This window comes from Halobacillus litoralis (assembly GCF_020524025.1).
In the GTDB taxonomy this organism is placed as follows: domain Bacteria; phylum Bacillota; class Bacilli; order Bacillales; family Halobacillaceae; genus Halobacillus; species Halobacillus litoralis_D.
Map to the genome: position 1 here is coordinate 1 of NZ_JAIVKN010000009.1, position 24,600 is coordinate 24,600.

Genomic DNA, 24,600 nt, shown 5'->3' on the forward strand with positions numbered 1-24,600 from the left:
ATGTGGTGGTGAAGGCGAAGAGGTCACACCTGTTCCCATGCCGAACACAGCAGTTAAGCTCTTCAGCGCCGATGGTAGTCGGGTTTACCCCCGTGAGAGTAGGACGCCGCCACATTGATTTATTAACTTTATATTATGGGATAATTCCCACACTATCGCGGGGTAGAGCAGTCTGGTAGCTCGTCGGGCTCATAACCCGGAGGTCACAGGTTCAAATCCTGTCCCCGCAACCAAATTATTCATTTAGCTACGTTGAATATACATAAAAACTGTTTATGGTCCGGTAGTTCAGTTGGTTAGAATGCCTGCCTGTCACGCAGGAGGTCGCGGGTTCGAGTCCCGTCCGGACCGCCACTACTTAAAATTAAACTTTCAACCTTAGGAGATCATCCTAAGGTTTTTATTATGGATTTTTTTATATCCCGCCTTCTATTGGTATAATAGAGGGAAGAGCGATTTCACGGAGAGGGTCATAGAAATGGATGAGTTTTCATTTATACGATCGATTCAACCACGTTATTATCGACAACCTTCTTTAATAAAAGGAATCAGTGATGATGGCGCTGTTATCCGTCCTTTCGGAGAAGATTTCGTTACTGCGGTGGATACCATGGTGGAAGGGGTTCACTTTACGAAAGAGACAATGCCGCCTTTTTATATTGGTCATCGTGTTTTAGCTGCAAACATAAGCGACTTGGCGGCTATGGGCAGCACGCCGGTTTTCTATATGGTTTCCATTACTATTCCTCACCACTGGAGAGAGGTAGAACTTAAATCACTTTATGAAGGCATGAAGCTGCTGGCTGATGATTATCAGATGGATTTAATTGGGGGAGACACGGTGTCAGGTCGTGATCTTTCCGTAACGGTTACTGTTATGGGAACTGTTGCAAAAAACAAGGCAAGGTATCGTTCTGCAGCCCGCCCCGGGGATATTCTTTTTGTTACAGGAACCCTCGGTGATTCACGTGGTGGATTGGAATGGCTGCTTCACGAAGAGCGTCCACAGTCAGAAGACGCTGCTTATCTTGTGAAACGTCATAGATCGCCGGAGCCAAGGGTGGCTTTCGCGGAGAATCTTGCTCATCTATCACGAATGGCACTGAATGATGTGAGTGACGGGATAGCCAATGAGGCCAATGAAATAGCGGAAGCGTCTGACGTTGATCTGGAGATTGCTGCTGACAAACTCCCGTATTCTGATGCGTTAGCTAACTGCTACCCGGACCAATATGAGGAATGGCTTCTTTCTGGCGGGGAAGATTTTGAACTGCTTGGAACGATTCCTGAAGAAGATTGGCCTTCTATTCAGGAGGCCGCGGATAAAACGGGAGTGGCTGTCACTAAAATTGGACGAGTCACTCAAAAAAATGGGGATGTGCCTTGTGTTCGGCTGCGTAGAAACCATAGAGTAGACGTATTAGGTCCTTCTGGATATACACATTTAAAAGGGGAGGATGAGTGAATGGCTACATTTGAATGGAAAAGCTCTTCAGTGGAAGAAACACAGACCTTCGCAGAAAATCTTGGACAGCGTTTAACGCCTGGTGACGTGTTGACGTTAGAAGGTGATTTAGGTGCTGGCAAAACGACTTTCACCAAAGGATTAGGAAAAGGCCTGGGGGTGAAGCGGACGATCAACAGTCCTACATTTACGATTATAAAAGAGTATCAGGGACGCGTACCCTTTTATCATATGGATGTATATCGTTTGGAAGATAGTGATGAAGATTTAGGCTTTGATGAGTATTTCAACGGAGAAGGTGTGACTGTAGTCGAATGGGCACAGTTTATTCAAGAGTTTCTACCGAAAGATCGTCTTGAAATTACCATCCGGTATCTTGATGATGTCACCCGGATCCTTACTCTAAAAGCGACGTCTGAACATTTTAAAGAGGTATGTAAGGAGATCATCGAATGAATATATTAGCGATCGATACATCAAATTACGTCATGGGCGTTGCTGTCATGAAAGACGGTACCGTTGCAGGAGAGTATGTAACCAATATAAAAAAGAATCATTCCATCCGTTTGATGCCGGCTATTGATCAGGTCATGAAGGAAACAGGGATGAAACCTGAAGACCTTGACCGGATTGCTGTTGCGCATGGACCTGGTTCTTATACAGGAGTCAGAATTGGACTCACTACAGCGAAAACGATGGCCTGGTCACTCGGAATTCCTGTAATTGGAGTATCCAGTTTAGAAGCAGTAGCCAGACAAGGAGTATTTTTCCCTGGTTTCGTCTGTCCTTTCTTTGATGCACGGAGAGGTCTTGTTTATACGGGGCTTTATGATGGTGACATGAATCTTGTGAAGGATGAAAAGAATGTGCTGATGGGGGAATGGCTGGAGGAGCTGAAAGAGTTAAACCAACCTGTTCTATTCCTCAGTCAGGATCTATCTGTTCATGAAGAAACAATCCGGGAAAAGCTCGGTAGTCAGGCCGTCATGCCCGGGGAGCCCTATCAATTCGCCCGTCCTTCCATTATTGCTTCTGTCGCAAAAGATAAAGAACCCCGTCCTGTTCATGACCTGGTTCCTAACTACTTGAGAATACCTGAAGCTGAAGCGAAATGGCTGGAGCAGCAGGAGAAAAAGTAAAATGACGATTATAAGAAGAATGACGAAAGAGGACGTCCACTCGGTCATGGAGGTAGAAGCAGCATCTTTTCCTGTGCCCTGGTCTTCAGATACGTTTGCTAAAGAGATGCAGGACAATCCCCATGCCTATTACTACGTGGTAGAGAAAGAGGACAAGATCATTGGGTATTGTGGATTATGGCTGATTATTGATGAAGCGCATATTACTAATATCGCCATTCATCCGGATTATAGAGGCCTTAAGTATGGAGAGCGTTTGTTTAGACATACATGCAAAAAAGCGATTGAAAACGGAGCAATAAAGCTCTCACTTGAAGTGAGGGTATCAAATACAGCCGCGCAGCATATGTACCGGAAGTTCGGGATGGTACCAGGAGGCATCCGTAAACGGTATTATTCGGACAATGGTGAAGATGCGTTAGTGATGTGGGTGGGATTAAAATGAAGAAGGATCAATATATATTAGCGATTGAGACAAGCTGTGACGAAACAGCTGTTGCTATTGTAAAGAATGAAACGGAACTCATAACCAATATTGTAGCCTCACAAATTGAGAGTCATAAAAGATTTGGCGGGGTTGTGCCAGAGATTGCTTCCAGGCACCATATCGAACAGATGACCATCACACTCGAAGAAGCCCTGGAGGATGCAGAGATGACGATGGATGAGATGGATGCCATAGCTGTAACCGAAGGTCCCGGGCTTGTGGGTGCTTTACTTGTCGGGGTAAATGCGGCGAAGTCGATTGCTTTTGCTAAGCAGAAACCTCTTGTTGGCGTGCATCACATCGCTGGTCACATTTATGCGAACCGATTAGAAAAAGAATTTGAGTTTCCGCTTCTTTCCCTTGTCGTATCTGGTGGACATACAGAACTCGTGTTAATGAAAGAGCACGGTTCGTTTGAAATCATCGGTGAAACGAGGGATGATGCAGCAGGGGAGGCGTATGATAAAGTAGCGCGTACGCTTAAACTCCCATACCCGGGAGGCCCTCAGATTGATCGTTTAGCCCAAGAAGGGGAAGAAACGATTGACTTTCCACGTGCCTGGCTAGAGGAAGGTTCGTACGATTTTAGTTTCAGCGGTCTGAAGTCAGCGGTCATCAACCGCCTTCATAAAGCCAAGCAAAAAGGCGAAGACCTGAAGCCGGAGGACGTTGCTGCAAGCTTTCAGGCGAGTGTTGTGGACGTGCTTTCTACTAAAGCCTTTCGCGCAGCAGAGGAATACGGGGTTAAACAGCTTATAGTTGCTGGAGGGGTAGCCGCGAACAAAGGGCTGCGGACAGCTCTTGAGGAAAAGTTTGCAGACAGTGAGACGGAACTTCTCATTCCGCCTCTGCACTTATGTACTGATAATGCAGCGATGATTGCGGCGGCAGGGGCTGTGGCTTTTAATCAGGGACACAGGTCTGAATGGGACTTAAATGCAAACCCAGGACTAGATTTAGAGATGTTCGGCAACCGTAGAAAATAGCAAAGGGAGCTCTCCATTTCATGGGGAGCTTTTACTCATTTGGATTATATATAAATGCAGGAATAGTTATCCACATGTGCATAACTATTCAGTTGATAAATTTCATGTGTATAAGTAATAACAGTAAAGAAAACGCTACCAAAAATGTGGATAAAACACATAATTTTTGTGGATAATGTGCATAACCCTGTTGAGAACTGTTAATATGCGTGTGGATCTGTTGAAAACTATGTGGATACGAAATCATTGTCCATACATCCTTATGCATCAAAAAGGCCAACAATCATGTTTCGTGATTGTTGGCTTCTTTATTGAATCAGGATTCGTGAAGTTCTGCCCATTCTTCCATAAGAGATTCAAGCCTGGCCTGCTTGTCGGTATTATCTTCCGTAATCTTCAGGGACTTTTCGTGATCCTGATATATTTCAGGGTCACAGAGCAGGGCATCGTTTTCCTCAATCTTAAGTTCCAATTGTTCAATCTCTGATTCAATTTCATCAATACGGCGGTTCTTCCTGCGTTCCTCACGCTTGGCAGCTTTGTCTTCTTCAAAGCTGTTCTTCGCCTGAACTTCCTGCTGGACGGGTTGATTTTCTAAACGCTCCGCTTCTTCCAGCTGCTGCAGTTCGTACTCTTCCTGTTTCTTTTCCACATAATAGTCGTAATCTCCAAGGAAAAGGCGGGTCTCTTCCGAATTCATCTCCACGACCTGAGAAGCAATTTTGTTGATAAAGTAACGGTCATGCGAGACAAACAGGAGGGTTCCTGGATAATCAATAAGTGCCGCTTCTAACACTTCCTTACTGTCGAGATCTAAGTGGTTGGTCGGCTCATCCAGGATTAAGAAATTGGCTTCCTGCATCATCAGCTTGGCAAGAGAGAGGCGGGCTTTTTCTCCGCCACTTAATGCGGATACAGGCTTCAATACATCTTCTCCTGAGAAAAGGAAGTTGCCAAGAATCGTACGGATATCCTTCTCGTTCTTCATCGGGTAATCGTCCCAAAGCTCTTGTAATACTGTTTTCTTTGAGTTCAGCTTGGTTTGTTCCTGATCATAGTAGCCAATTTGGACATTTGTCCCAATCATTTTGGTACCTTTGGAAGCTTCCAGGTCCCCTATGATCGTTTTGAGAAGTGTCGTCTTGCCAACCCCGTTAGGTCCAACAAGAGCAACCGAATCCCCTCGATTCAAATCTAAGGATAAGTGATCAAATAAATAGGAAGAACTGTCATCATAGCGAAAAGCATAATCCTTAAGACGGAGAACGTCATTTCCGCTCCGCTTAGCGGTTTGGAAGCTGAATTTAGCGGAAAGGTTATCATCTTTCGGCTTTTCAAGCTTATCCATTTTCTCAAGCTGTTTACGTCTGCTTTGCGCGCGTTTACTTGTCGTTGCCCGGACAAGATTCTTTTGAATAAAGTCTTCCATCCGTTCAATTTCTTTCTGTTGTTTCTCGAACTGTTTCATTTCCTGTTCAAAATCAGCTTCTTTTTTCTTCAAGTAATCACTGTAGTTGCCGTGGTACTTTTTCGATGATTGAAAAGCAATTTCGTAAACCGTGTTTACAATTTCGTCCAGGAAGTAGCGGTCGTGGGAGACAATAACCACAGCGCCTTTGTACCCTTGTAGGTAACTCTCCAGCCAGCTGAGCGTATCTATATCCAGGTGGTTGGTCGGCTCGTCCAGAATAAGAATGTCGGGGCTTGTCAGCAAGAGTTTCCCCAGCGCCAGACGGGTCTTCTGTCCACCACTTAAGGATGTAATCGGCGTATCCCAGTTGAAGTTTTTGAAGTTCAAACCGTTTAACACGGCCCGGATATCCGCTTCATATTGATAGCCGCCGGAAGTTTTAAAGTATTCCTGCTTCCGGTCATAATCGCTGAGCAGCTGCTGGTAACGCTTTTGATCCTCCATCAAATCTGGGTCCGCCATTTTTTGTTCCATGATACGGAGCTCTTTCTCTAAATCTTTTAAATGCGTGAAGACCTTCTCCATTTCATTCCAGATGGTCTCTTCCGATTGAAGTCCTGTATTTTGAGCCAGATAACCCATGGTCGTTTCTTTCGGTTTGAAAATATTACCGGAGTCATAACTCATTTCACCTGCCATCATCTTGAGAAGCGTGGATTTACCAGCCCCGTTTCGTCCGACAATAGCGATACGGTCATTCATTTGTACTTCCAATTTAATATTCGATAAAATCAACTCTGCGCCAAAGCGCTTTGTTAATTGATTTAGCTGCATGAGAATCATGTCGTTTCACCTCGATGAAACAAGTGTATCTTATACTTGAGCCCTGTAGCAACAGAATGCACTGGACTATGTGAAAACTTTAACGACTTCCGATTGATTTTTTGGTAAAATAAGAGTAGTGTTTCAATCAGTACTGGAACGATTTCTTATTAAAAAGGGGATAAGCAGATGGCGGAATTCAGTCATTTCAATGAACAGGGCCGTGCCCGGATGGTCGATATCTCCGACAAAGACGATTCGGTCAGGACGGCAGTCGCAAGGTCCAGTGTGGAAGTGAATCATGAGATTTATGATAAAATTACGAGCGGTCAAATGGCAAAAGGGGACGTGCTTTCTGTTGCACAGGTGGCCGGAATTATGGCAGCAAAGAATACATCCGATTGGATCCCTATGTGTCATCCGTTGTCGTTGAAGGGTGTAGATGTTTCCTTCGACTGGGATGTAAAGGCACAGCCGAAACTCATGATTGAGGTTTCTGTAAAAACCAAGGGGAGTACTGGCGTAGAAATGGAAGCGCTAACGGCAGCTTCAGCTACGGCACTAACCGTATATGATATGTGTAAAGCCATCGATAAAAGCATGGTTATCGGCCCAACCTACCTGGCGGAAAAAACAGGTGGAAAGAATGGGGATTACCGAAGAACAGACCGGTAAAGGAGTCAGATGCTATGGATATAGAACAAACAAAAATTCCTCAGGCGACAGCGAAGCGGCTGCCGCTTTATTATCGCTTTTTAAATAACCTGCACAGTCAGGGAAAGATGCGTGTATCATCCAAGGAACTGAGTGACGCGGTCAAAGTCGATTCAGCTACAATTCGGCGGGATTTTTCCTACTTTGGAGCCTTAGGCAAAAAAGGATACGGATACAATGTGGAATATTTGTTGTCCTTCTTCCGTAAGACCTTAGATCAGGATGAAACCACGCGTGTGGCTCTAATTGGTGTCGGGAACTTAGGGACAGCCTTTTTGAACTATAACTTTACAAAGAATAACAATACGAAAATAGAAATGGCTTTTGATGCCAATACGGACCGTGTAGGGAATGAGGTTGGCGGTGTGAATGTCTATCATATCGACGATCTTGAAGAGAAGCTCGGCGACTTATCGGTAGCGATTCTTACCGTACCCGCTTCTGCTGCACAGGGAATTGCGGATCGCCTTGTAGAGGCGGGAATTTCGGGAATTTTAAACTTCACACCGGCGAGAATCAGCGTTCCATCCCAGGTACGCGTTCATCATATTGATCTTGCCATTGAACTTCAGGCTTTAGTGTATTTCTTGAAACATTACCCGCTTAATGAAGAAGCACCGATGGATGAACAATAAGAAAAAGAGGATGTCCATTGCGGACATCCTCTTTTTCTTGTTTATTTAACGTTTTCTTTCCAGCTCTTATCCATCAGCATTTTCCCCGGCCACGTATAAGCAAGAACCCCACCGTCGACGGTGATGTCTTCGCCTGTTACATACGAACTATCATCAGAAGCGAGGAACAGGGCGACACTGGCCACTTCTTCCGGACTTCCTAAGCGTCCAAGCGGTGCGACCCATTTCTGCGCCTCGCGGAATTCCTGTCCTCCTTCTTCCTGCTTCGTACCGGCAAGTTCATCGACAAGAGGTGTCTCGATCGTCCCTGGAGAGATCGAATTGACGCGTACCCCGTCTCTTGCATAGTCGATCGCTGCTGCCCGGGTGAAGTTTGTAATGCCGCCCTTGGCTGCATTGTACCCTGAGCGGTCTAGGTCAGCAGCCTGCCCCGACATAGAGGATGTATTAATGATTGAACCACCCTGATCCATCATTAATGGCAGGATATATTTACTTGTCAGGAAGGTTCCCCGTAAGTCAACGGCAATAATTTGATCGAACAGTTCCGTTGGGTATTCGTGAACCTTACCGCCTTCTTCATCGATACCAGCATTATTGAACAAAATATCGATAGTTCCGTACGTGTCTTTTAAGTATCCCGCAAAAACCCGGACGCTTTCTTCTTTTGAAACATCCAGAGAGTACGATTCTGCCTTTCCACCGTTTTGTTTAATTTCCTCGACCGTATCTTTAACTTCTTCCTCTTTTATATCTGCACAAATGACCGTAGCTCCTTCATCAGCAAATCGTTTGACAGTAGCCTGCCCGATTCCCGTGGCTGATCCTGTTATAACGGCTACTTTGTTATCTAAACGTCCCATGTAAAGCCCTCCTTTTTCATTGTTCTTATCTCTCATACCCATCGCTTGAAACCCAGTAAACCTAGGGAACTGTAAGAGAGCGGTTTCAATGAAAATAAAGAAAAACCCTTGAATAAGCGGGAAAATGGTTAGCGAAAAACAGGGGTGGTATAGTAATGAATAGTTCGCATACGAAAGAAAGCGAGGGACATCTATGAGTAAATTACCGAACAAATGGCTGGTTGTTGTATCTGTCTTATTTGGAACGTTTACAGTCATCTTAAACAATAGTATGTTAAATCCAATTCTGCCGCGCTTCATTGAAATCTTTGACTCGAATGCTGTCGCTGTCGGTTGGATTTTAACCATTTTTATGGTTGCAATGGGGATGACGATGCCTTTAACCGGATACTTCGGGGACCGGTTTGGGAAGAAGAAAGTGTATCTTACCGGACTCTGCATATTCCTGATTGGTTCGGCTTCTGGCTTTTTCTCAACTTCTCTCAGCTTCGTTATCATATCCCGTGCCATTCAGGGAATGGCCGGAGGGCTGATGCTTCCAATCGCGATGGCGCTTATTTTTAATTCCTTTCCCCGCCATGAGAGGGGACTTGCAGTCGGTGTGTACGGGGTTGCTGCGATGGTCGCACCAGCTATTGGACCAACCATCGGGGGCCTTCTTATTCAGTATGTAGATTGGCCGTGGCTGTTTGCCTTTAATATTCCGTTTGGATTAACAGGCCTGATCCTATCTTTTAAATTTCTGGAGCGGACAGAAACCGATCCATCGAAACGATTTGACCTGATTGGCTTTCTTATCATCTCTCTAGGCATCGGCTCGGTTTTATTTGCACTCGGAAGAGGGAGGACGCTTGATAAGCTGCTTGATCCAATCAATATCGGATTAATTGTTTTAGGACTTGCAGCCATTGTTCTTTTCGTCTTTTATGAAAACAGGCAGGAGGATCCACTCCTTAATTTATCAGTCTTTAAAGTCCCGACTTATTCGGTATCTATTCTTGTGACGTCAGCAGCATCGATCGGACTTTTTTCCGGTATCTTCCTTCTTCCGTTACTGATTCAGAACGTTTATGGACTGAATGAAGTCATGACAGGCCTCCTGTTCCTCCCGGCAGCGGCTGCGAGCGGAGTGTTCATGTCGATAGGTGGAAGAATCTTAGATAAGAAGGGACCGAAGTATGTTGTCCCGCCGGGCCTTACCATTATGGCTCTTGCCACTCTCGGGTTAAGCTTCCTGCAATTATCGACGCCTTACTGGCTCATTTTAGCTTTAAACACGGTGAGAGGCTTAGGTATGGGGATGGGCAATATGCCGGCGACCACATCCGGTATGAACAGTATCCCGGAGGATCTGGTCGCACAGGGATCTGCCATGAACAACATCATCCGCCAGATATCTTCATCGCTTGGAATTGTCTTCTTCTCTATTTACTATGAAGTAAGAAGGGCGCAGATTTCAACAAGTCCTGATATCGATATGCAGGCGGCTACTCTGCAGACATTAAATGAAGCGTTCCTTGTCTCTGCCATCGTTCTCATCATCGCTATTCCTTTTTCCTTTATTTTAAAAGGGGTGCAGGACGATAAAGAAGAAGCAGAAAGCACTCAATCTTAACCAACAGCAAAAAAGGCTCAAGAGATTACGCCCCTTGAGCCTTTTTTTGTCTTAACCTTTATCTTTATAAAAAAGCCTTCCCAGTCATGTGTGGGAAGGCTTCTTCTTATTTCTTCTTGGAGTTTTTAATCTTGTTGTGAAGATTGAACAACCGAATGGAAACAGCGATGTTCAAAGTTGCGATCATCGCCAGGATAATCGTCATCGCATTCCAAATGGTCTCTGCAGCAGACTGGGCAGCGATATATGTGAAAGCAAATCCCAGTGCAAAATAGAGAAAAGCCATAAATAATGGTGATGTTCTCATAATTAAAAAATGCCTCCAATAAAGATCGTCTCCATTTGTTCCTGCATCCTTCGAATATCTTCTTCAGAAACGAAGTATTGAGATACGACAACAAACGAGTTCATTGCCATATGAGCCACGATTGGTGTAATAATTCGTTTTGTTTTGACATATAGGAAGGCAAATACGACTCCCATGGAGAAGTAAACTAACATGTGCTTGAAATCGAAATGAAACGCTCCGAACACTAAAGCGGATACGAGGACCGCCACCAGAAAATTGGTTTTCTTATAAATGGAACCGAAGATAATTTTACGGAAGATGACTTCCTCTGTAATCGGTGCAAACAAGACAGGCAGCAGGATAAACAAAGGTGCTTCTCTTGCGATTTCCATCAGTCCCATTGTGTTTTCCGATCCAGGCGGTATTCCTAACAGTTCTTTTTCAATCGTTGCAGCTATAAATTGCGCAAATAAAGCTAGGAATACTCCGGCAATCGACCATAAGACAACTTTTCCAGGGCCTGCTTTATCACTCCGGGCATTCTCTTCTTTCATATCCGGTTTGAGGAAGAAAAGAATAAGGATAGTAGCGATAGTAAAGCTGAAGACAGACCAGACAGCAATCGCATCAAACCGTGTCATCCCCATGTTCATTAACAGAGGTGCAAACACAATCGCGGAAACCTGTGTGATTAAATAGGTCACAATGATATACCAATAACGTTTTGGCATAGGTGCATGACTCCTTCTATTGATCCATTGATCCCTTCAAGTCTTAAGGAGAGACTTGATTTAGACCTTAATATACATACTTTATGTATTCTATCACAGTTTGAAAACCACACGTAAGAAATAAGGGTTATCGTGCGAATATTGTCGAAAATAAGCTAGAAAAATTGTGTAGTTTCTACTTGAAAAACGAGGATGAATTGATTATGATAAGAAATGTGTTAGCACTCACTAACAACGAGTGCTAATAAACGATAAAAATTTGAACAACCATATCAAGGAGGGTGTCCTAATTGTTAAAGCCACTTGGTGATCGTATTGTTATTGAACTAGTTGAAGAAGAACAGACTACTGCGAGCGGAATTGTACTTCCAGACTCAGCAAAAGAAAAGCCTCTAGAAGGTAAAGTTGTTGCAGTCGGCAACGGCCGCGTCACAGACAACGGTGAAAAAGTTGCACTGGAAGTCGCTCAAGGCGACCGCGTAATCTACTCAAAATTCGCGGGAACAGAAGTGAAGTATGAAGGCAACGAATACTTGATTCTACGCGAATCAGATGTACTAGCTGTCATCCAGTAGACACTTGTTCTATTAAAAATACTTAGAGATACGATTTTAATGAGGAGGGCATTTTTAAAATGGCTAAAGAAATTAAATTTAGTGAAGACGCACGTCGCTCCATGCTGCGTGGTGTTGATACATTAGCAAATGCTGTAAAAGTAACATTGGGACCAAAAGGACGTAACGTCGTTCTAGATAAAAAATTCGGTTCTCCACTAATCACAAATGATGGTGTGACGATCGCAAAAGAAATCGAACTTGAAGACCACTTCGAAAACATGGGTGCACAACTTGTGTCTGAAGTAGCTTCTAAAACAAACGACGTTGCGGGTGACGGTACAACAACAGCAACGGTTCTAGCACAGGCGATGATCCGTGAAGGTCTTAAAAACGTAACTTCCGGTGCGAATCCAGTAGGCATTCGTAAAGGAATCGAGAAAGCGACAGCTGTAGCAACAGAAGAGCTTCGCAAGATCTCTAAACCGATTGAAGGCCGCGATTCTATCGCGCAGGTAGCAAGTATCTCTGCAGCTGACAATGAAGTCGGCCAGCTGATTGCTGAAGCTATGGAGCGCGTGGGTAACGACGGTGTTATCACAATCGAAGAATCTAAAGGATTCAACACAGAACTAGAAGTGGTTGAAGGTATGCAGTTCGACCGCGGCTATGCTTCTCCATACATGGTTACAGACCAGGACAAGATGGAAGCGGTTCTTGAAGATCCGTACATCTTGATTACAGATAAAAAGATCAACAACATCCAGGAAGTTCTTCCTGTACTTGAGCAAGTGGTACAACAGTCCAAGCCACTTCTATTGATCTCTGAAGACGTTGAAGGCGAAGCACTTGCTACACTTGTCGTGAACAAACTTCGAGGTACATTCAACGCTGTAGCGGTTAAGGCTCCTGGATTCGGTGACCGTCGTAAAGCGATGCTTGAAGATATCGCAACACTTACAGGCGGCCAGGTAATTACAGAAGATCTTGGGCTTGAATTGAAGAATACAACAATTGACCAGCTTGGACGCGCGTCTAAAGCAGTCATCACAAAAGAAAACACAACAATCGTCGAAGGTGCAGGAAACCCTGAGCAGATCTCTTCCCGTGTTGCTCAAATCCGTGCGCAGGCAGAAGAAACAACTTCTGAATTCGACAAAGAGAAACTGCAGGAGCGCCTTGCAAAACTCTCTGGCGGCGTAGCTGTCATCAAAGTCGGCGCAGCAACAGAAACAGAATTGAAAGAGCGTAAACTACGCATCGAAGACGCCCTTAACTCTACAAGAGCAGCTGTAGAAGAAGGAATTGTTGCCGGTGGTGGTACAGCGCTTGTGAACATCATCAACTCTGTTGAAGGTCTTGGTCTTGTAGACGACGAAGCAACTGGTGCAAGCATCGTTCTTCGTGCGCTAGAAGAGCCGGTCCGCCAAATCGTTCACAACGCAGGTCTTGAAGGATCCATCATTGTTGAGCGTCTGAAAGGCGAAGAAGTCGGAGTAGGCTTCAACGCAGCGACAGGCGAATGGGTAAACATGGTTGAACAAGGTATCGTTGACCCGACAAAAGTAACACGTTCTGCGCTTCAAAACGCAGCATCCGTAGCCGCTATGTTCCTAACAACTGAAGCGGTAGTAGCAGATCACCCAGAAGAAGATAATGCTGGCGGCGGCATGCCAGATATGGGTGGCATGGGCGGAATGGGCGGCATGATGTAATCATGCCCCCATGACCCTTGATATCAAGGGTTTAGCTTCACCCCAAAAGTCAAAATGACATACTTTTGACATACCTGGCGGAGAAAACACTATAAATCTAACGAGCCTCTCATAAGTTCACTGAACTTTTGGGAGGCTTTTTCTTCCATGTTTTCAGTAATGTGCGCGTATATATTCATGGTTGTGTTTATATCTCCATGACCTAATCGTTGTTGAATTTCTTTAACTCCTACACCTGCTTCAATTAATAGAGATGTTTGGGTGTGTCGCAAGGAGTGTGGGGTAAGTTCCTTATGGATACCACTAATTTATAATAAACGTCTCATATGGGTGTTTACGGTCTTTAAAAACTCAGGGTATCCCAGGTTCTGAACTTCCTTAGCAAAGACAAAATCCAGTTGAGTATATTCTTTCTTCATTTTATCTATGAGATCACCTTGGTGTTCTTTGTGTCTTTTAAGGACCTCAATAACTCCAGCGTCCATTTTTAGCGTTCTGATCGATCCTTTAGTTTTGGGTGTCAGTAGTTGATACTCTTTTGTTCTATTATTGGGGTTGTAATACGTTTTTGTTACTCTTAAGGTTTTTTTATACATATCTATATCCGACCATTTTAAGGCGATTAACTCACCTACCCTTAACCCACTATAAGCAAGTGTCAAAAACATGGGATAGTCTTTATCAATGCCACTTTCCTTAGCAGCATTAAGAAAACGAATAAGTTCTTCTTTTTCCATAAATTTAATTTCACCTTTACTGCTTTCTACCTCCTCAACGGTTTCCACTTTGCGTGGAATTTTTGCAAAGTCGCAAGGACTGTCCTTAATGATGTTAAACTCCACAGCTTTCCTGAAAACCATTCTACCTGTTGCATGGATACCATCTAAAGTATTAAACGCGTAGCCTGCATTATGAAGCGAAGCAAGCATGGCTTGATACTGTTTACGCGTGATATCTTTTATTTTTTTATTTCCGAAGAACCTATTTAAGTGATCCAAGTTATGCTGTCGATTTCTCACAGAACTAATTTTAGCGGTATCACGATAAGTCTTAAGCCACTCTAATTTGAATTCTTGAAAGGTAATATTTTGTTCTTGAACATATGTGTTTTCAAATACTTCCTTTTCTACTTCAGCTGCGGCCATCTGAGCTTCTTTTTTTGTCTTGAACCCTCCTTTAGATGTGAATTTCTTTTTCCCAGTAGACGGATCTACTCCCGTATATATTTGAAAATACCATTTGTTACCTCTTTTCCGGAAATTAGCCATTTTTATCCCTCCTTCCTTAGATTAATCAAATTAGACTTATCCGACGGTACAATTCGACTCTTAATTTTTTCTATACGCTCAATACAAACTTTTCTTGGAATCATAAAGTCATGAGACAACTGATCGATAATAGCCGGATTGGATAGGTTATAATCATTGATCATATGAGAGGGGAGCGAAGCGTATAGAGTGAAGTGCCTGGCATCCCTTTCCTGAAGTTCATAAAAAGAATAAGGCATAAAAGATTGTCGGCCTGCATGCCTCACAGCATGACAAAGCTCGTGAAAGAATTGCTCTCGTTGGTGTATATAAGGGAGGCGACTATCTAATACGATTTCTTGAAACTTCCCTACCTTCATGTAACTAGCTTGAGTAGGTCTACAAGTCACAAATATTTGGGACTCGGATCCAATGTTGTAAACATTTAAATCATTTGGCTCTGTAAATTTGCGTTTTTTATACCACTGAGTTATTAGGTCTTCTAGAACTGTGGTTGTGTAGTAAGGAAACCTCAAACTAATCACCATCCTTACAAGCATTATACGAACGTATGTTCTATTAATCAATATGTAATTACAATAATTGGATTTAAATGTAGGGTTAAGGTAAAGGGTATTTGGAATTCTATTTCCGTAAAAGCCTAAAGTCTAGGAATTCATCTTCAGAACCATAATGAAAATAAGATTCATAGACCAATGGCAACGGTTAATGTTAGACAAATATAGTCGAAAACATAAAAAAGAAATTGACTCAAAAAAGTTTAAGTAATTGGAAATATAGTATAATATTGATAAATATTACTATAGGAGGGAATTTTATGTATATATATATCCTGGATTACTATGGGGGTTTGTATGGAAAGAATAACGACCTTAATACGTAAATTAGACAGGAGAAGAAATGGAAGCATTTGGAGTATGTTCAAAAAAGAATTGTTATTAAACCCATATATCGGTATAACTGTAGCATTAGGGCTAGTTATCTTCGGTGGTTATATTGCTGCGATAATAAATTACATATCCTATTCAGAAGTTGGTTTATGGAGTTTTATTAGCTCTTTAACAATTTGTTTTGTTATATTACTATCTGGTTTTTTCTTTTTTCTTCCATACTGGAGTTTTAGGAAGAAGTATTATTTTTTAGATCAAAATTATGAAAATCAAATAGCTCAAAAAGTGGTTAGTGTATATAATAGGTCTAATAAAGCTTTGACAACTTTTGACGGAATTAATGCAATTCAATTTTTTAGGATAGAGACACATACTGATGACCAACATGTTTTATATAATTTTAAGAAGATATTTTCTGTTAAGTCTAAATACTTCAACTTATCTGGACTGAAAGAAAAAAAGATAGAGGTTCCAATTGCTTTTTTTGAATGGCTTAATGAGCCAACGATTCCTGCTCCTGATAATGGTGATGTTATTAACGAATTGCTTTATGAATGGTTGGTGAGAAGAAGCGAAGATGATCCTAAATTTAATGAAATAATCGAGAACTGGGAAATACAGATTATTGAGAATCCCAAAATTATGTCAATACATTACCATGTTCTTTTTGAACCTAAAGATCCTGTTGATATTCAAAAGGTAGAGACTGACATTGACTCGGTTTTTGAGATGGAATATAATGGTGTTAAGGAATATCATAGGGATAGAGGGTACTATTCTACACGTGTCTTTCTCACTGATCTAGAAAATGGAGGGTATATGGAAGGCATTTTACTTGTTATTGGAAATAATCGTCGTATAGACCTTTCTAAAATAAAGCAAGTAGTAACAGGAATCCTTAAAGGATAAGGGTGATAATTATGCCGAGATTTTTTAAAAAGAGTCACAAAAAAACTTCACCTAGTGAGTTATACAAAAATCACGGTAATACAACTCGTACGAATATAACGAGTTATGATTTAAAAAAAGGCGCGGATAAACAATGGAAGCGCTTTAATGATTCGTCATACAAAGATGAGGAATTTGAAAAAAAGTTACTGAAGGTTTTCGGAAATAAATAAATTCCATTCATGAGGATAGCCTCTTCATTAATACAAATAGTATTAGTGAGGGGGCTATGCCTATGTTTAAATACATTATTAACATATTAAAGAAAAGGATCACCCCAAAACAACTTAAAGAAAAATACGGCAAATTAACCACTTCTAATGATACTAATAATGAACTGATTAAAGGCGCACAGAAACAATGGAACAAATTTAAAAAGAATTAACAGATAATAAACCGAATTCAATTTTTCAAGGTAAAGTATTTCAGGTTATATGTAAATTTTGGAATTTAAGAAGGAATTTAGCTTGGGTTTAATGAATATGTATAGGTAGGAGGTGAGGTAATGACTGCAGAAGTAGCAATTATGAATAAAACGGGTGTGGCTTTGGCAGCAGACAGTGCCGTAACTGTTGGTTCGAGGGGATTTAAAAAAATTTATAATTCAGCAAATAAGTTGTTTTCATTATCAAAGATACATCCTGTAGGAATTATGATTAACGGCTCTGCTAATTTTATGAGTATTCCATGGGAAACTATAATTAAAGAGTATAGAGATTATTTGGGTGATGTGAAGTTTGATAGCTTCAGTTCTTACTCTACTCATTTTTGGGAGTATGTAAAGAATGATAGTCGTTTTAATAATCCTGAATTAGAAATTAACTCTGTAATAGCTACATATATGGATGTTTTTATATCGATTTTAGAAACCGCAGAAGAAGAATTAATTAAACTATCTGAAGAAAGTAATGACTTGATAAGTGAAGAGCAACAAAATCACATACTTTTAAATAACTTTAACTATATGCTTGAACGATTCAAAGATAATACTGAGAAAGTTATAAATATCAACTATGACGACTTTAGTTGGAAGTTTGGTCCTCAAATTGAAGAGCTTACTAGAGAATACATAGGGGAACAAGTCTCTGAAGAAGTTATAAAAATAGCTCAGGATCTTGCATATGAAATAGTAATCTCAGAACATTTCAGTGGAAATAGTTCAGGAGTTGTTTTAGCTGGATATGGTGATAATGATATCTTCCCCTCCTTAACGGAATACAAAGTTGAAGGATTTATTTGTGGGCAACTAAAAATTCATCAAGAAAAGCAACGTAAGGTGGGTTTTGAAGACGAAAGTGGAAGCGCTTTCGTATTACCCTTCGCACAAAAAGAGATGGTAAGTTCATTTATGTCAGGTATAGATCCTAACCTTCAAGAAATGGTAGACGGATTTATATATAGAGCATTGACAGATTATCCTACCAATTTGGTGGAAAAAGCAGGTGTCCCTTTGGATGAAAAGCAAGTTAAATTAGCTACTCAAATGGGTAAAGATATTTATAGAGGGGTCATAGAAGGGTTACAAAGATATCAAGAAGATAAATTTATAAATCCTGTTTTAGAAATAGTGGATATGCTACCGAAAGAAGAGTTAGCAGAAATGGCCGAAGCACTAGTGAATTTGACCTCATTTAAGAGAAGGGTTTCTACAGATGATGAGACAGTAGGAGGACCTATAGATGTAGCTGTAATTACTAAAGGCGATGGTTTGATATGGATTAAAAGAAAGCATTATTTTCAACCCGAGTTAAACTATCAGTTTTTTCAAAACTATATAAGGAGTGTTGAAAATGATAACATTCGCAAATGAGAAACGTCTTAGAAAAAACCATTATTTTAACTTGCCTAATGAAGAGAGGTATTTCTTAAGTCGTAAAGAGGAGGAAGAAATAGAAAAGCAAAAGTATTTTGAGGATATATTCAAAATTATAGATCAAAAAGCTTACGATACGGAAGAAGAAGGGTGATTAAGTGTGAGAGAAAGAGCTCCAAGGAGAGCTCTTTTTATTTTGGAATGATAATAATCTTACTGTGTCTCGGGAGTCAGGTTATGCAAGTGAAGATTATGATAACTGGAACCCTTCGAAGAAGAAAAATATGAATTCGCTCTAAAGTTAGAGATAAGTTTCCTGCGTATTATCTCGTTCAAGTCTTCCTGAATGGGGGGGGCTTATCAGTAATATTGAAGTTCTTTTTAGTTATAGGTTGATCTCTAAAAAAATTGCCGAAAAAATATAGAGAGTGTCCTCAGGTACGCTCTATTTTTTGTCTTTCTCTTCAAGCTCTTTGGACCTTTTTAGTAAGTATTAGCTGTGCTCGATTTGAATGCACAAGGTTATAAAGTGAAAGACAACGTTCAAGAGCCAAAGCCTAAGGAGCCTTATCAATATCCTTCTCAGTATGAAGTGATCAATAGTACAAAGGCTAAAGGTTATCTCATAAATGAACGGAAGATTCACCCTAAGATTGTTAATTGGCTTGAAAATAAAGACTTAATTGCTCAGGACAAGCTCGGGAATGTAATATTTAAGTGGAAGCAGCAGGGAGAGATCGTTGGAGCAGATCGACAAGGAACTTCTCCAATGAAAGATGGCCATATGTTTAAAGGTATTGATAGAAATAGCCATGGTTCGGCTGGGTTTTCGGTTGATATCGGTAAGCCGAATTCCATTTACCTTTTTGAAAGCCCGATTGATGCACTGTCTTACTGGAGTATTAAGAAGGAAAAGCTGCAGAACACTCCCTTAGTTTCCATGTCTGGCCTTAAGCGGCAGACTATGATTGATGAAATCAAACGGATGGGCAAGGAAGGCCATAAAGTGAATCACATAACTTTTTGTACGGATAATGACAAGGCAGGGAGGGAGTTTGCTTACAGGTATTACGGACTATTTCCTAAGGAAATGATTAATCTTGAAATTCCGTATAATAAAGACTGGAACAATGATTTAAGAGAAAATTCGTATTCAAATAAAGGAGCGATCAACAAATACACCAATAATATAGAATCCGGCTGAAAAATTGTAGAAATAACAAATGCTTCGGCGAATGTAACCAACTGTGGGAATCTGGATTAATAACAAAAAGAATATTCCAATAGGTTATATTGAAGTCAAAGATATTCTATAACTAGGCGATCTCTATGTGTCTTAACTCCAGAGGAATAAAGTTGGCTCTCTTCCTTAGTGGTATTAATCACCAACTGAAGGATAGATAAAATTATCAAGCTTAATCAATTGTTGGTGTAACATTTCTATAACGTTTTTTTTTGGTTTATAATAAAACCTATAGTACAGGGGAATAAGGGTACTAAGCACATTTCTTTGAACCAAAAAATAAAGTGAATTAATAAAGTGAAAAGTTTACGTTTATCTTACAAAGAGACGCATGATTTCATAAACTAATAAAATTATAAAGGATATCAAACTATCAAACGAAAGCATACGTAAACAAGGGGGAAAATGATGATAACATCAGAAGACATAAAAAAAAGGTTATGGGACGGGGCTAATAATCTTAGGGGCTCCATGGATGCGAGTCGTTATAAAGATTATATGCTTGGCTTAATGTTCTACAAATTTCTGAGTGATAAAACACTTGAGACGTTTGTAAACACAAGTGGTGAGAAAGGTACGGAAGCGGAAGTTGTTCAAGCTTATGAAAGTGCATATGAAAGTTATGGTGAATGAAATTCCATATATTGATGATTTAACAAACAGTATTGACTATGCTTCGATTGATAAGCCTAAATCAAGTAACTTACTAGAACACAATATAGCATTATCGAATGCATTACCAGAGATAGTTTCTAAACTGAAAAAGAAATATAAATAAACCTAGATTTTATTGATACCGTTCATATTAGCAATCATAATCAAGGTCCTGATTATTCCTTTTTTGATACCCTGTTATATTAGGCTTTGTAAGTTTAGGTCTTGTAAATATCAACAGTCTTTTAAGCTGAGGTCGTTTTGGGCTTGTTTTGAGCTGTATCCGACTGGATATTGACTGGGCTTTCTTCGATAATATTGATATCTTATTTAATCTCATACTTATTATATCGAAAGGTTGGAAAATAGATTATATAGGGGTTTTTACACTTAATCTTATATTATTTAGTTAATACAGTGAATGGGCGGCTTGATGTAAGCTATCCTCAAACCCTTTGCAACTCAAGGATTTGAAACCCTATTAATGTATATTGACTGGATTATTGAAATAGTTATGAAACCTCTCCTTGGTCATGGACCAAGGAGAGGTTTTTTCATTCTAATAAGTTATGGTATTTCAATATCTTCAAGATCTTATTTAAAGGAAAAAATTGTTTTTTGGAGAAAGAAGATAATATAAATGGTTTTCATCTAAGATTAATTTCCTTCTATATTAATTAAAGGAGTTGAGAAATTGCAGGTATTATCATATGGCGAAGACGCCTATACTTTATGGGCACTAAGAAATCAGTTGTCTACTATTTTAAACGAACTGCAAGATTTATCATCTTACTCTGAATGTAAAATCATTTTTCGACCGAGTTTTGGTCGCCGCAGTGGTGACAAGAGTGCGCAATTTGGAGAATTCGATTTCATCATCATAAGTAGAACTAACATTTACCTAGGGGAGAGTAAATGGGACCGTTCATCTGAGTTAAAAGGAGAGTCATTATTCTTAAGAGACGAACAGGAAAGGCGCCATCATATATTGACTTATTACATAAACAATTGGTTTGAACAAGATTTTGTAAGTTGGGAAGATTTTATTGTGTACATCGGACAAGAGACAGTTATAAATGGTCAAGAAATTAAAACAGCGCCTGTGGGGAGCAGGTTGGCTGATAATTTGTATTCATTTTTAAAATTATTGAAGGATCACTTTAATAAAAGGACCCCAGAGATCGAAAACATACTTCTCTATTTATACAGAAGCGATGCCTCCTCTAAATCCCCTACTACAATTAATAATGGATTCAAATTAATAAAGGTGGATTACACAGGAGGGTTATTTGAAGCTAGTAACTATATAGATCTTTATGGTTAATAACTCAACTTCGTACCCCATTAAAAGTTGAATAAATGTTGAGTTTTCAACGTTCAGAGCTTGTTTCCCTAAGTAACTGGGTGCAATTGAAGCCGTTCTTTCAGGAAAACGGGCCACTGATGAAAGAACGTGTCTAAAAACTGCTCGTTTTCTAATGGGTAAGTAGAAGTGCAGAAGCATTGTGTCACAGAAAAGACACAGTAAAATCAAGAAAGCTTAGGTGTATTTCTTATCTTCTAATTCATCGCAACACTAATGAAAATTTTGGAGGTATCAAAATGACACAAACATTAAATAATTTGGGTTTAAACGATGAGCAGGCTCAAATACTTTACAGTTGCCAATATAGGATAACTGAAAGGGAGATTGAAACCGAAAAAAATTACGTGGGTACTTTTTAATTTAGATGGTTTCTATCAATAGCTCTTTCTCTTTTTAGTTATTACAGAAGCAATTATGGAGGAAGCAAAAGAGCAATACAGAGATTGGCTGCACAACGCATTACGTTATAAACAACTAGAGTCTACAACTTTTAAAAAATGTAGATTCTTTATCTTTATGTAGTAATTAATTTTACATTTGTAATTCATTTCTTTTTAGGAGGGGTTTAACTTGGTACATAAGTCTATTGCGCAAGTAGAGACTATAGTCGATCATAATATTGAAAGCCTCAAAATTTATGAAAAAGATAAAAATGATATTATCCTATTTCTATGTCAACTCTTTGAGTGGCGAGTACGTAATATAAAAAAAATAAACAATATGATATCAGAAATAGTACCAGTTGAATTTGCTCAATTTGGTGTTAATGCTAACATTTCTTCGAGAGAAAAAATAATGGATGAACATGAAGCATTGTCTTTACTAGTTCGAGAAGTAATTAAGAATAATAAATCTCAGGAGAAAATAAAAAACGTGGATAAAACTGTATTCCATTTCACAAATGAAGCATTTAGTCGAGCACTTGAACAAATAAGGGCAGAATCTTTATTTACGTCAATGTATCATGGGTTGTTTGATTGTGAAGTTTTATCAGTTAGGTCAGGCAATGAGTGTATTAAATTTTCATATAAAAGCTCTGAGATAGCTTGCTATGAAGCTGTGAATGCATTTATTTTGGAAGATTTCAATAATGTAAAGCGTATTAATTACGAATCTCCTGAAAAACTTGGTATTAAGAATTTAAGTCCCTGGACTTTTATAAAAATTAGACAAAATGCAGATAAGTGGATGGATGTTGAATTTCAACTTCCAAATGATTTTCAGGTAGGTCCTTATACAATTAGACAAATAAAAGAAGTCTGGGCGTACGTTATAACTAAAGCATATTTAGAGTATTATAGTAACGTAAAAAGAAAATTTCCTACGTTAATGGAATTAAATTATCAGGATTGGCGATTTAAATATTCAAGTAAGGAAATGGCAGAAACATTAATAAACGATCTCACCTATAATGGATATAGAAACAAAACAAATGTAAATGGAAAGCCAATATATACTACATTGTTAACGGAACCAATACTAGAAATAAATAATAAAAAGTTAATTTCTCCTACTTTAATACTCAATTATCAGGCAAGTAGAAACATCCTTTCAACATTAAATCGTATATATGAAGGACACCCAAAATTTGATCCTTCAATGCATTCGGATAGAAAAGAAGAAATTTTCACTAAGGAGTTAATAGATAACTTTAAAAAATTCCCAAATTTAAAATTTTCGAATAGTATTGGTTTAACACAACCAGAAAAAACGGATGTTGATTTTATTATATATGATATGGATTCAATGTCATTAATATGTTTTGAGTTGAAGTGGCTTAATGAACCTGTAACTGCAGTAGAAATTAAAAATAAAGACGAGGAACTTGAAAAAGGGATAAATGTACAACTACCAAACTATGAAAAAGGAGTTAGCCATGACCTTAATAAATTTATGTTAAAAGCTTTTAAGAAAGAGTATGATGTAAAAGAAATATCTTATTTTGTCTTAACTAAAGGAACAATAGGAAGTGGTAAGATTAGTCGTGAAAATTATCATATTATTAATCAAAGGATGCTAGAGAAGGCACTGAGTGATTCTCAGGGAGATCTTCAAAGTGCTATTGAAAAATTGAAAAATCATAAGTATCTTCCTAAACAAGGCAAGCACTTTGAATTAGTGTCTGATATTGAAACAAAGGTCGGTAATGTAACAATGCTGTCTGATGGATATAGTGTGCTTTCTCCATATTCTTTAAATTATTAAACAATATTAAATTTATGAGGAAGAGTTTGATGATTGGTATAGTTATCTTGAAAAGCAACTTCTTTAAACAGTTTCCTCTTATATTTTTTATTTAAAAGAGGCTTTGTTTAAGTGGACTGATGGAAGAGTGGTTATTTATATAAATGGCATGCATTATCAAAGATTTAAAGGGTGAGAAATGAGATTAGATTGAAGATTAGAAATTATATAATTAAGATGCTGCTCGCGGTTGAGTGACATACTTTTTGACATACTATTTCTCATAATTGTCTAAGGTTCATTGGTTAAGGTACCTTAATAGATTTGCTCAAAAGCTTCATCCTCCAGTTATTTAGAATATTAATATACATTATTTACTTAGGAGAAACCATGGGCGGCATGATGTAATAACGCTCAAACCACTTATGTAATAGTTTTTTTCCGCATTACAAATAAGTTTTGACTGGATTTTTCTATAAAAAGTTTGAAACACACAAAAAAGTCTCTGGAAATTCTTCAAGTAATGTATGAATAGTTAATAATTAAAGGACTACTTTCTAAATAAAGGAGGTAGTCCTTTTTTTGCTTTTAAAATTTGCATTTCAGGTTTTTTAGAAGACCGTAAATTCTAGCCAACAGAAAAAATAGCAAATATTATTAATATCTAAAGTCCCCATAGCCGAATGGTTTGTCAACAACGGTTTAAAATTCCCTGTTTTCAACGTAATCAAATTCCCTATTATCAGCGGATTTTGGCTGGCTGTATGCCAGCCTTTTTCTTTTCCCTTAAGCGATAAGAGTCTCCTTT

General features: G+C 39.4%; 23 protein-coding genes, 2 tRNA genes, 1 rRNA gene and 2 pseudogenes. 21 read left to right on the forward strand and 7 right to left on the reverse strand.

Features of this window, described 5'->3' with window-relative positions; all coding sequences use genetic code 11:
• Position 1 precedes the first annotated feature (1 nt).
• The 8 genes from rrf to tsaD all read left to right on the forward strand — a co-directional run bounded on the left by rrf (position 2) and on the right by tsaD (position 4,077).
• Positions 2 to 115, forward strand: a 5S ribosomal RNA gene (rrf, locus tag LC036_RS18190).
• A gap of 41 nt (positions 116 to 156) precedes the next feature.
• Positions 157 to 233 (forward strand) — tRNA-Met (locus tag LC036_RS18195).
• A 44-nt stretch (positions 234 to 277) separates the two neighbouring features.
• A tRNA-Asp gene (locus LC036_RS18200) sits at positions 278 to 354 on the forward strand.
• A 124-nt stretch (positions 355 to 478) separates the two neighbouring features.
• Positions 479 to 1,465, forward strand: a complete 987-nt coding sequence (thiL, locus tag LC036_RS18205; RefSeq protein ID WP_226586015.1) for a thiamine-phosphate kinase — start codon at positions 479 to 481, stop codon at positions 1,463 to 1,465.
• Positions 1,466 to 1,921, forward strand: coding sequence for a tRNA (adenosine(37)-N6)-threonylcarbamoyltransferase complex ATPase subunit type 1 TsaE (gene tsaE / locus LC036_RS18210; RefSeq protein ID WP_226586022.1), 456 nt, complete (start codon positions 1,466 to 1,468; stop codon positions 1,919 to 1,921).
• The gene (tsaB, locus tag LC036_RS18215) at positions 1,918 to 2,604 is read left to right on the forward strand and encodes a tRNA (adenosine(37)-N6)-threonylcarbamoyltransferase complex dimerization subunit type 1 TsaB (protein WP_226586023.1); all 687 of its coding nucleotides are present in this window, start codon (positions 1,918 to 1,920) and stop codon (positions 2,602 to 2,604) included. The genes tsaE and tsaB overlap by 4 nt, the downstream gene beginning before the upstream one ends.
• Before the next feature lies 1 nt (position 2,605).
• Entirely contained in the window at positions 2,606 to 3,049 is a 444-nt protein-coding gene (rimI, locus tag LC036_RS18220; RefSeq protein ID WP_226586024.1) for a ribosomal protein S18-alanine N-acetyltransferase, read from the forward strand.
• Complete coding sequence (gene tsaD / locus LC036_RS18225; protein ID WP_226586025.1) at positions 3,046 to 4,077, forward strand: tRNA (adenosine(37)-N6)-threonylcarbamoyltransferase complex transferase subunit TsaD; 1,032 nt, start codon at positions 3,046 to 3,048, stop codon at positions 4,075 to 4,077. The genes rimI and tsaD overlap by 4 nt, the downstream gene beginning before the upstream one ends.
• 316 nt (positions 4,078 to 4,393) lie before the next feature.
• Here tsaD and LC036_RS18230 read toward each other — a convergent pair whose 3' ends face one another.
• On the reverse strand, positions 4,394 to 6,331 hold the full coding sequence (locus LC036_RS18230; protein WP_226586027.1) for an ABC-F family ATP-binding cassette domain-containing protein: 1,938 nt from the start codon (positions 6,329 to 6,331) through the stop codon (positions 4,394 to 4,396).
• Positions 6,332 to 6,499: 168 nt separating this feature from the next.
• Between LC036_RS18230 and moaC the strand changes: the two genes are divergently transcribed.
• Together moaC and LC036_RS18240 are read left to right on the forward strand one after the other, a co-directional pair.
• Entirely contained in the window at positions 6,500 to 6,985 is a 486-nt protein-coding gene (gene moaC / locus LC036_RS18235) for a cyclic pyranopterin monophosphate synthase MoaC (RefSeq protein WP_226586029.1), read from the forward strand.
• Positions 6,986 to 6,999: 14 nt separating this feature from the next.
• A complete protein-coding gene (locus LC036_RS18240; RefSeq protein WP_226586031.1) occupies positions 7,000 to 7,659 on the forward strand; it encodes a redox-sensing transcriptional repressor Rex in 660 nt (219 codons plus the stop codon).
• A 41-nt stretch (positions 7,660 to 7,700) separates the two neighbouring features.
• On the opposite strand, the gene LC036_RS18245 is transcribed toward LC036_RS18240, so the two are convergent.
• Complete coding sequence (locus tag LC036_RS18245) at positions 7,701 to 8,522, reverse strand: SDR family oxidoreductase (protein ID WP_226586033.1); 822 nt, start codon at positions 8,520 to 8,522, stop codon at positions 7,701 to 7,703.
• A gap of 193 nt (positions 8,523 to 8,715) precedes the next feature.
• Here LC036_RS18245 and LC036_RS18250 point away from each other — a divergent pair, with 193 nt between their 5' ends.
• The gene (locus LC036_RS18250) at positions 8,716 to 10,137 is read left to right on the forward strand and encodes an MDR family MFS transporter (protein ID WP_226586034.1); all 1,422 of its coding nucleotides are present in this window, start codon (positions 8,716 to 8,718) and stop codon (positions 10,135 to 10,137) included.
• Between the two features lie 106 nt (positions 10,138 to 10,243).
• On the opposite strand, the gene LC036_RS18255 is transcribed toward LC036_RS18250, so the two are convergent.
• Complete coding sequence (locus tag LC036_RS18255) at positions 10,244 to 10,444, reverse strand: YdiK family protein (RefSeq protein WP_226586036.1); 201 nt, start codon at positions 10,442 to 10,444, stop codon at positions 10,244 to 10,246.
• A gap of 2 nt (positions 10,445 to 10,446) precedes the next feature.
• Positions 10,447 to 11,157: a CPBP family intramembrane glutamic endopeptidase gene (locus LC036_RS18260; protein WP_226586038.1), complete on the reverse strand. Its 711-nt coding sequence runs from the start codon at positions 11,155 to 11,157 to the stop codon at positions 10,447 to 10,449.
• Positions 11,158 to 11,447: 290 nt separating this feature from the next.
• Here LC036_RS18260 and groES point away from each other — a divergent pair, with 290 nt between their 5' ends.
• On the forward strand, positions 11,448 to 11,732 hold the full coding sequence (gene groES / locus LC036_RS18265) for a co-chaperone GroES (protein ID WP_226586039.1): 285 nt from the start codon (positions 11,448 to 11,450) through the stop codon (positions 11,730 to 11,732).
• 59 nt (positions 11,733 to 11,791) lie between these two features.
• The gene (gene groL, locus LC036_RS18270; RefSeq protein WP_160841173.1) at positions 11,792 to 13,426 is read left to right on the forward strand and encodes a chaperonin GroEL; all 1,635 of its coding nucleotides are present in this window, start codon (positions 11,792 to 11,794) and stop codon (positions 13,424 to 13,426) included.
• Positions 13,427 to 13,515: 89 nt separating this feature from the next.
• Here groL and LC036_RS18275 read toward each other — a convergent pair.
• Both LC036_RS18275 and LC036_RS18280 read right to left on the reverse strand, forming a co-directional pair.
• Positions 13,516 to 14,694 (reverse strand): annotated as a pseudogene (locus tag LC036_RS18275) (tyrosine-type recombinase/integrase).
• A 2-nt stretch (positions 14,695 to 14,696) separates the two neighbouring features.
• Positions 14,697 to 15,233 carry an ImmA/IrrE family metallo-endopeptidase gene (locus tag LC036_RS18280; RefSeq protein WP_319004504.1) on the reverse strand — a complete coding sequence of 179 codons (537 nt, stop codon included), beginning with the start codon at positions 15,231 to 15,233 and terminating at the stop codon, positions 14,697 to 14,699.
• 378 nt (positions 15,234 to 15,611) lie between these two features.
• Between LC036_RS18280 and LC036_RS18285 the strand changes: the two genes are divergently transcribed.
• The 8 genes and pseudogenes from LC036_RS18285 to LC036_RS18320 all read left to right on the forward strand — a co-directional run bounded on the left by LC036_RS18285 (position 15,612) and on the right by LC036_RS18320 (position 23,813).
• The gene (locus LC036_RS18285; protein WP_226586041.1) at positions 15,612 to 16,493 is read left to right on the forward strand and encodes a hypothetical protein; all 882 of its coding nucleotides are present in this window, start codon (positions 15,612 to 15,614) and stop codon (positions 16,491 to 16,493) included.
• A 274-nt stretch (positions 16,494 to 16,767) separates the two neighbouring features.
• Positions 16,768 to 16,917, forward strand: coding sequence for a hypothetical protein (locus tag LC036_RS18290; protein WP_226586043.1), 150 nt, complete (start codon positions 16,768 to 16,770; stop codon positions 16,915 to 16,917).
• Between the two features lie 120 nt (positions 16,918 to 17,037).
• Entirely contained in the window at positions 17,038 to 18,342 is a 1,305-nt protein-coding gene (locus tag LC036_RS18295; protein WP_226586051.1) for a hypothetical protein, read from the forward strand.
• Positions 18,323 to 18,499 (forward strand): hypothetical protein, encoded by a 177-nt coding sequence (locus LC036_RS18300; protein ID WP_226586053.1) that lies wholly within the window; start codon positions 18,323 to 18,325, stop codon positions 18,497 to 18,499. The genes LC036_RS18295 and LC036_RS18300 overlap by 20 nt, the downstream gene beginning before the upstream one ends.
• A gap of 354 nt (positions 18,500 to 18,853) precedes the next feature.
• Positions 18,854 to 19,549: a toprim domain-containing protein gene (locus tag LC036_RS18305; protein ID WP_226586055.1), complete on the forward strand. Its 696-nt coding sequence runs from the start codon at positions 18,854 to 18,856 to the stop codon at positions 19,547 to 19,549.
• A gap of 447 nt (positions 19,550 to 19,996) precedes the next feature.
• Positions 19,997 to 20,218, forward strand: a pseudogene (locus LC036_RS18310) (type I restriction-modification system subunit M N-terminal domain-containing protein); the annotation flags it as partial.
• A 718-nt stretch (positions 20,219 to 20,936) separates the two neighbouring features.
• Positions 20,937 to 21,566, forward strand: coding sequence for a hypothetical protein (locus LC036_RS18315; RefSeq protein WP_226586057.1), 630 nt, complete (start codon positions 20,937 to 20,939; stop codon positions 21,564 to 21,566).
• Between the two features lie 612 nt (positions 21,567 to 22,178).
• On the forward strand, positions 22,179 to 23,813 hold the full coding sequence (locus LC036_RS18320) for a hypothetical protein (RefSeq protein WP_226586059.1): 1,635 nt from the start codon (positions 22,179 to 22,181) through the stop codon (positions 23,811 to 23,813).
• A gap of 590 nt (positions 23,814 to 24,403) precedes the next feature.
• On the opposite strand, the gene LC036_RS18325 is transcribed toward LC036_RS18320, so the two are convergent.
• On the reverse strand, positions 24,404 to 24,600 hold a 197-nt coding region (locus LC036_RS18325), incomplete at its 5' end, for a hypothetical protein (protein WP_226586060.1).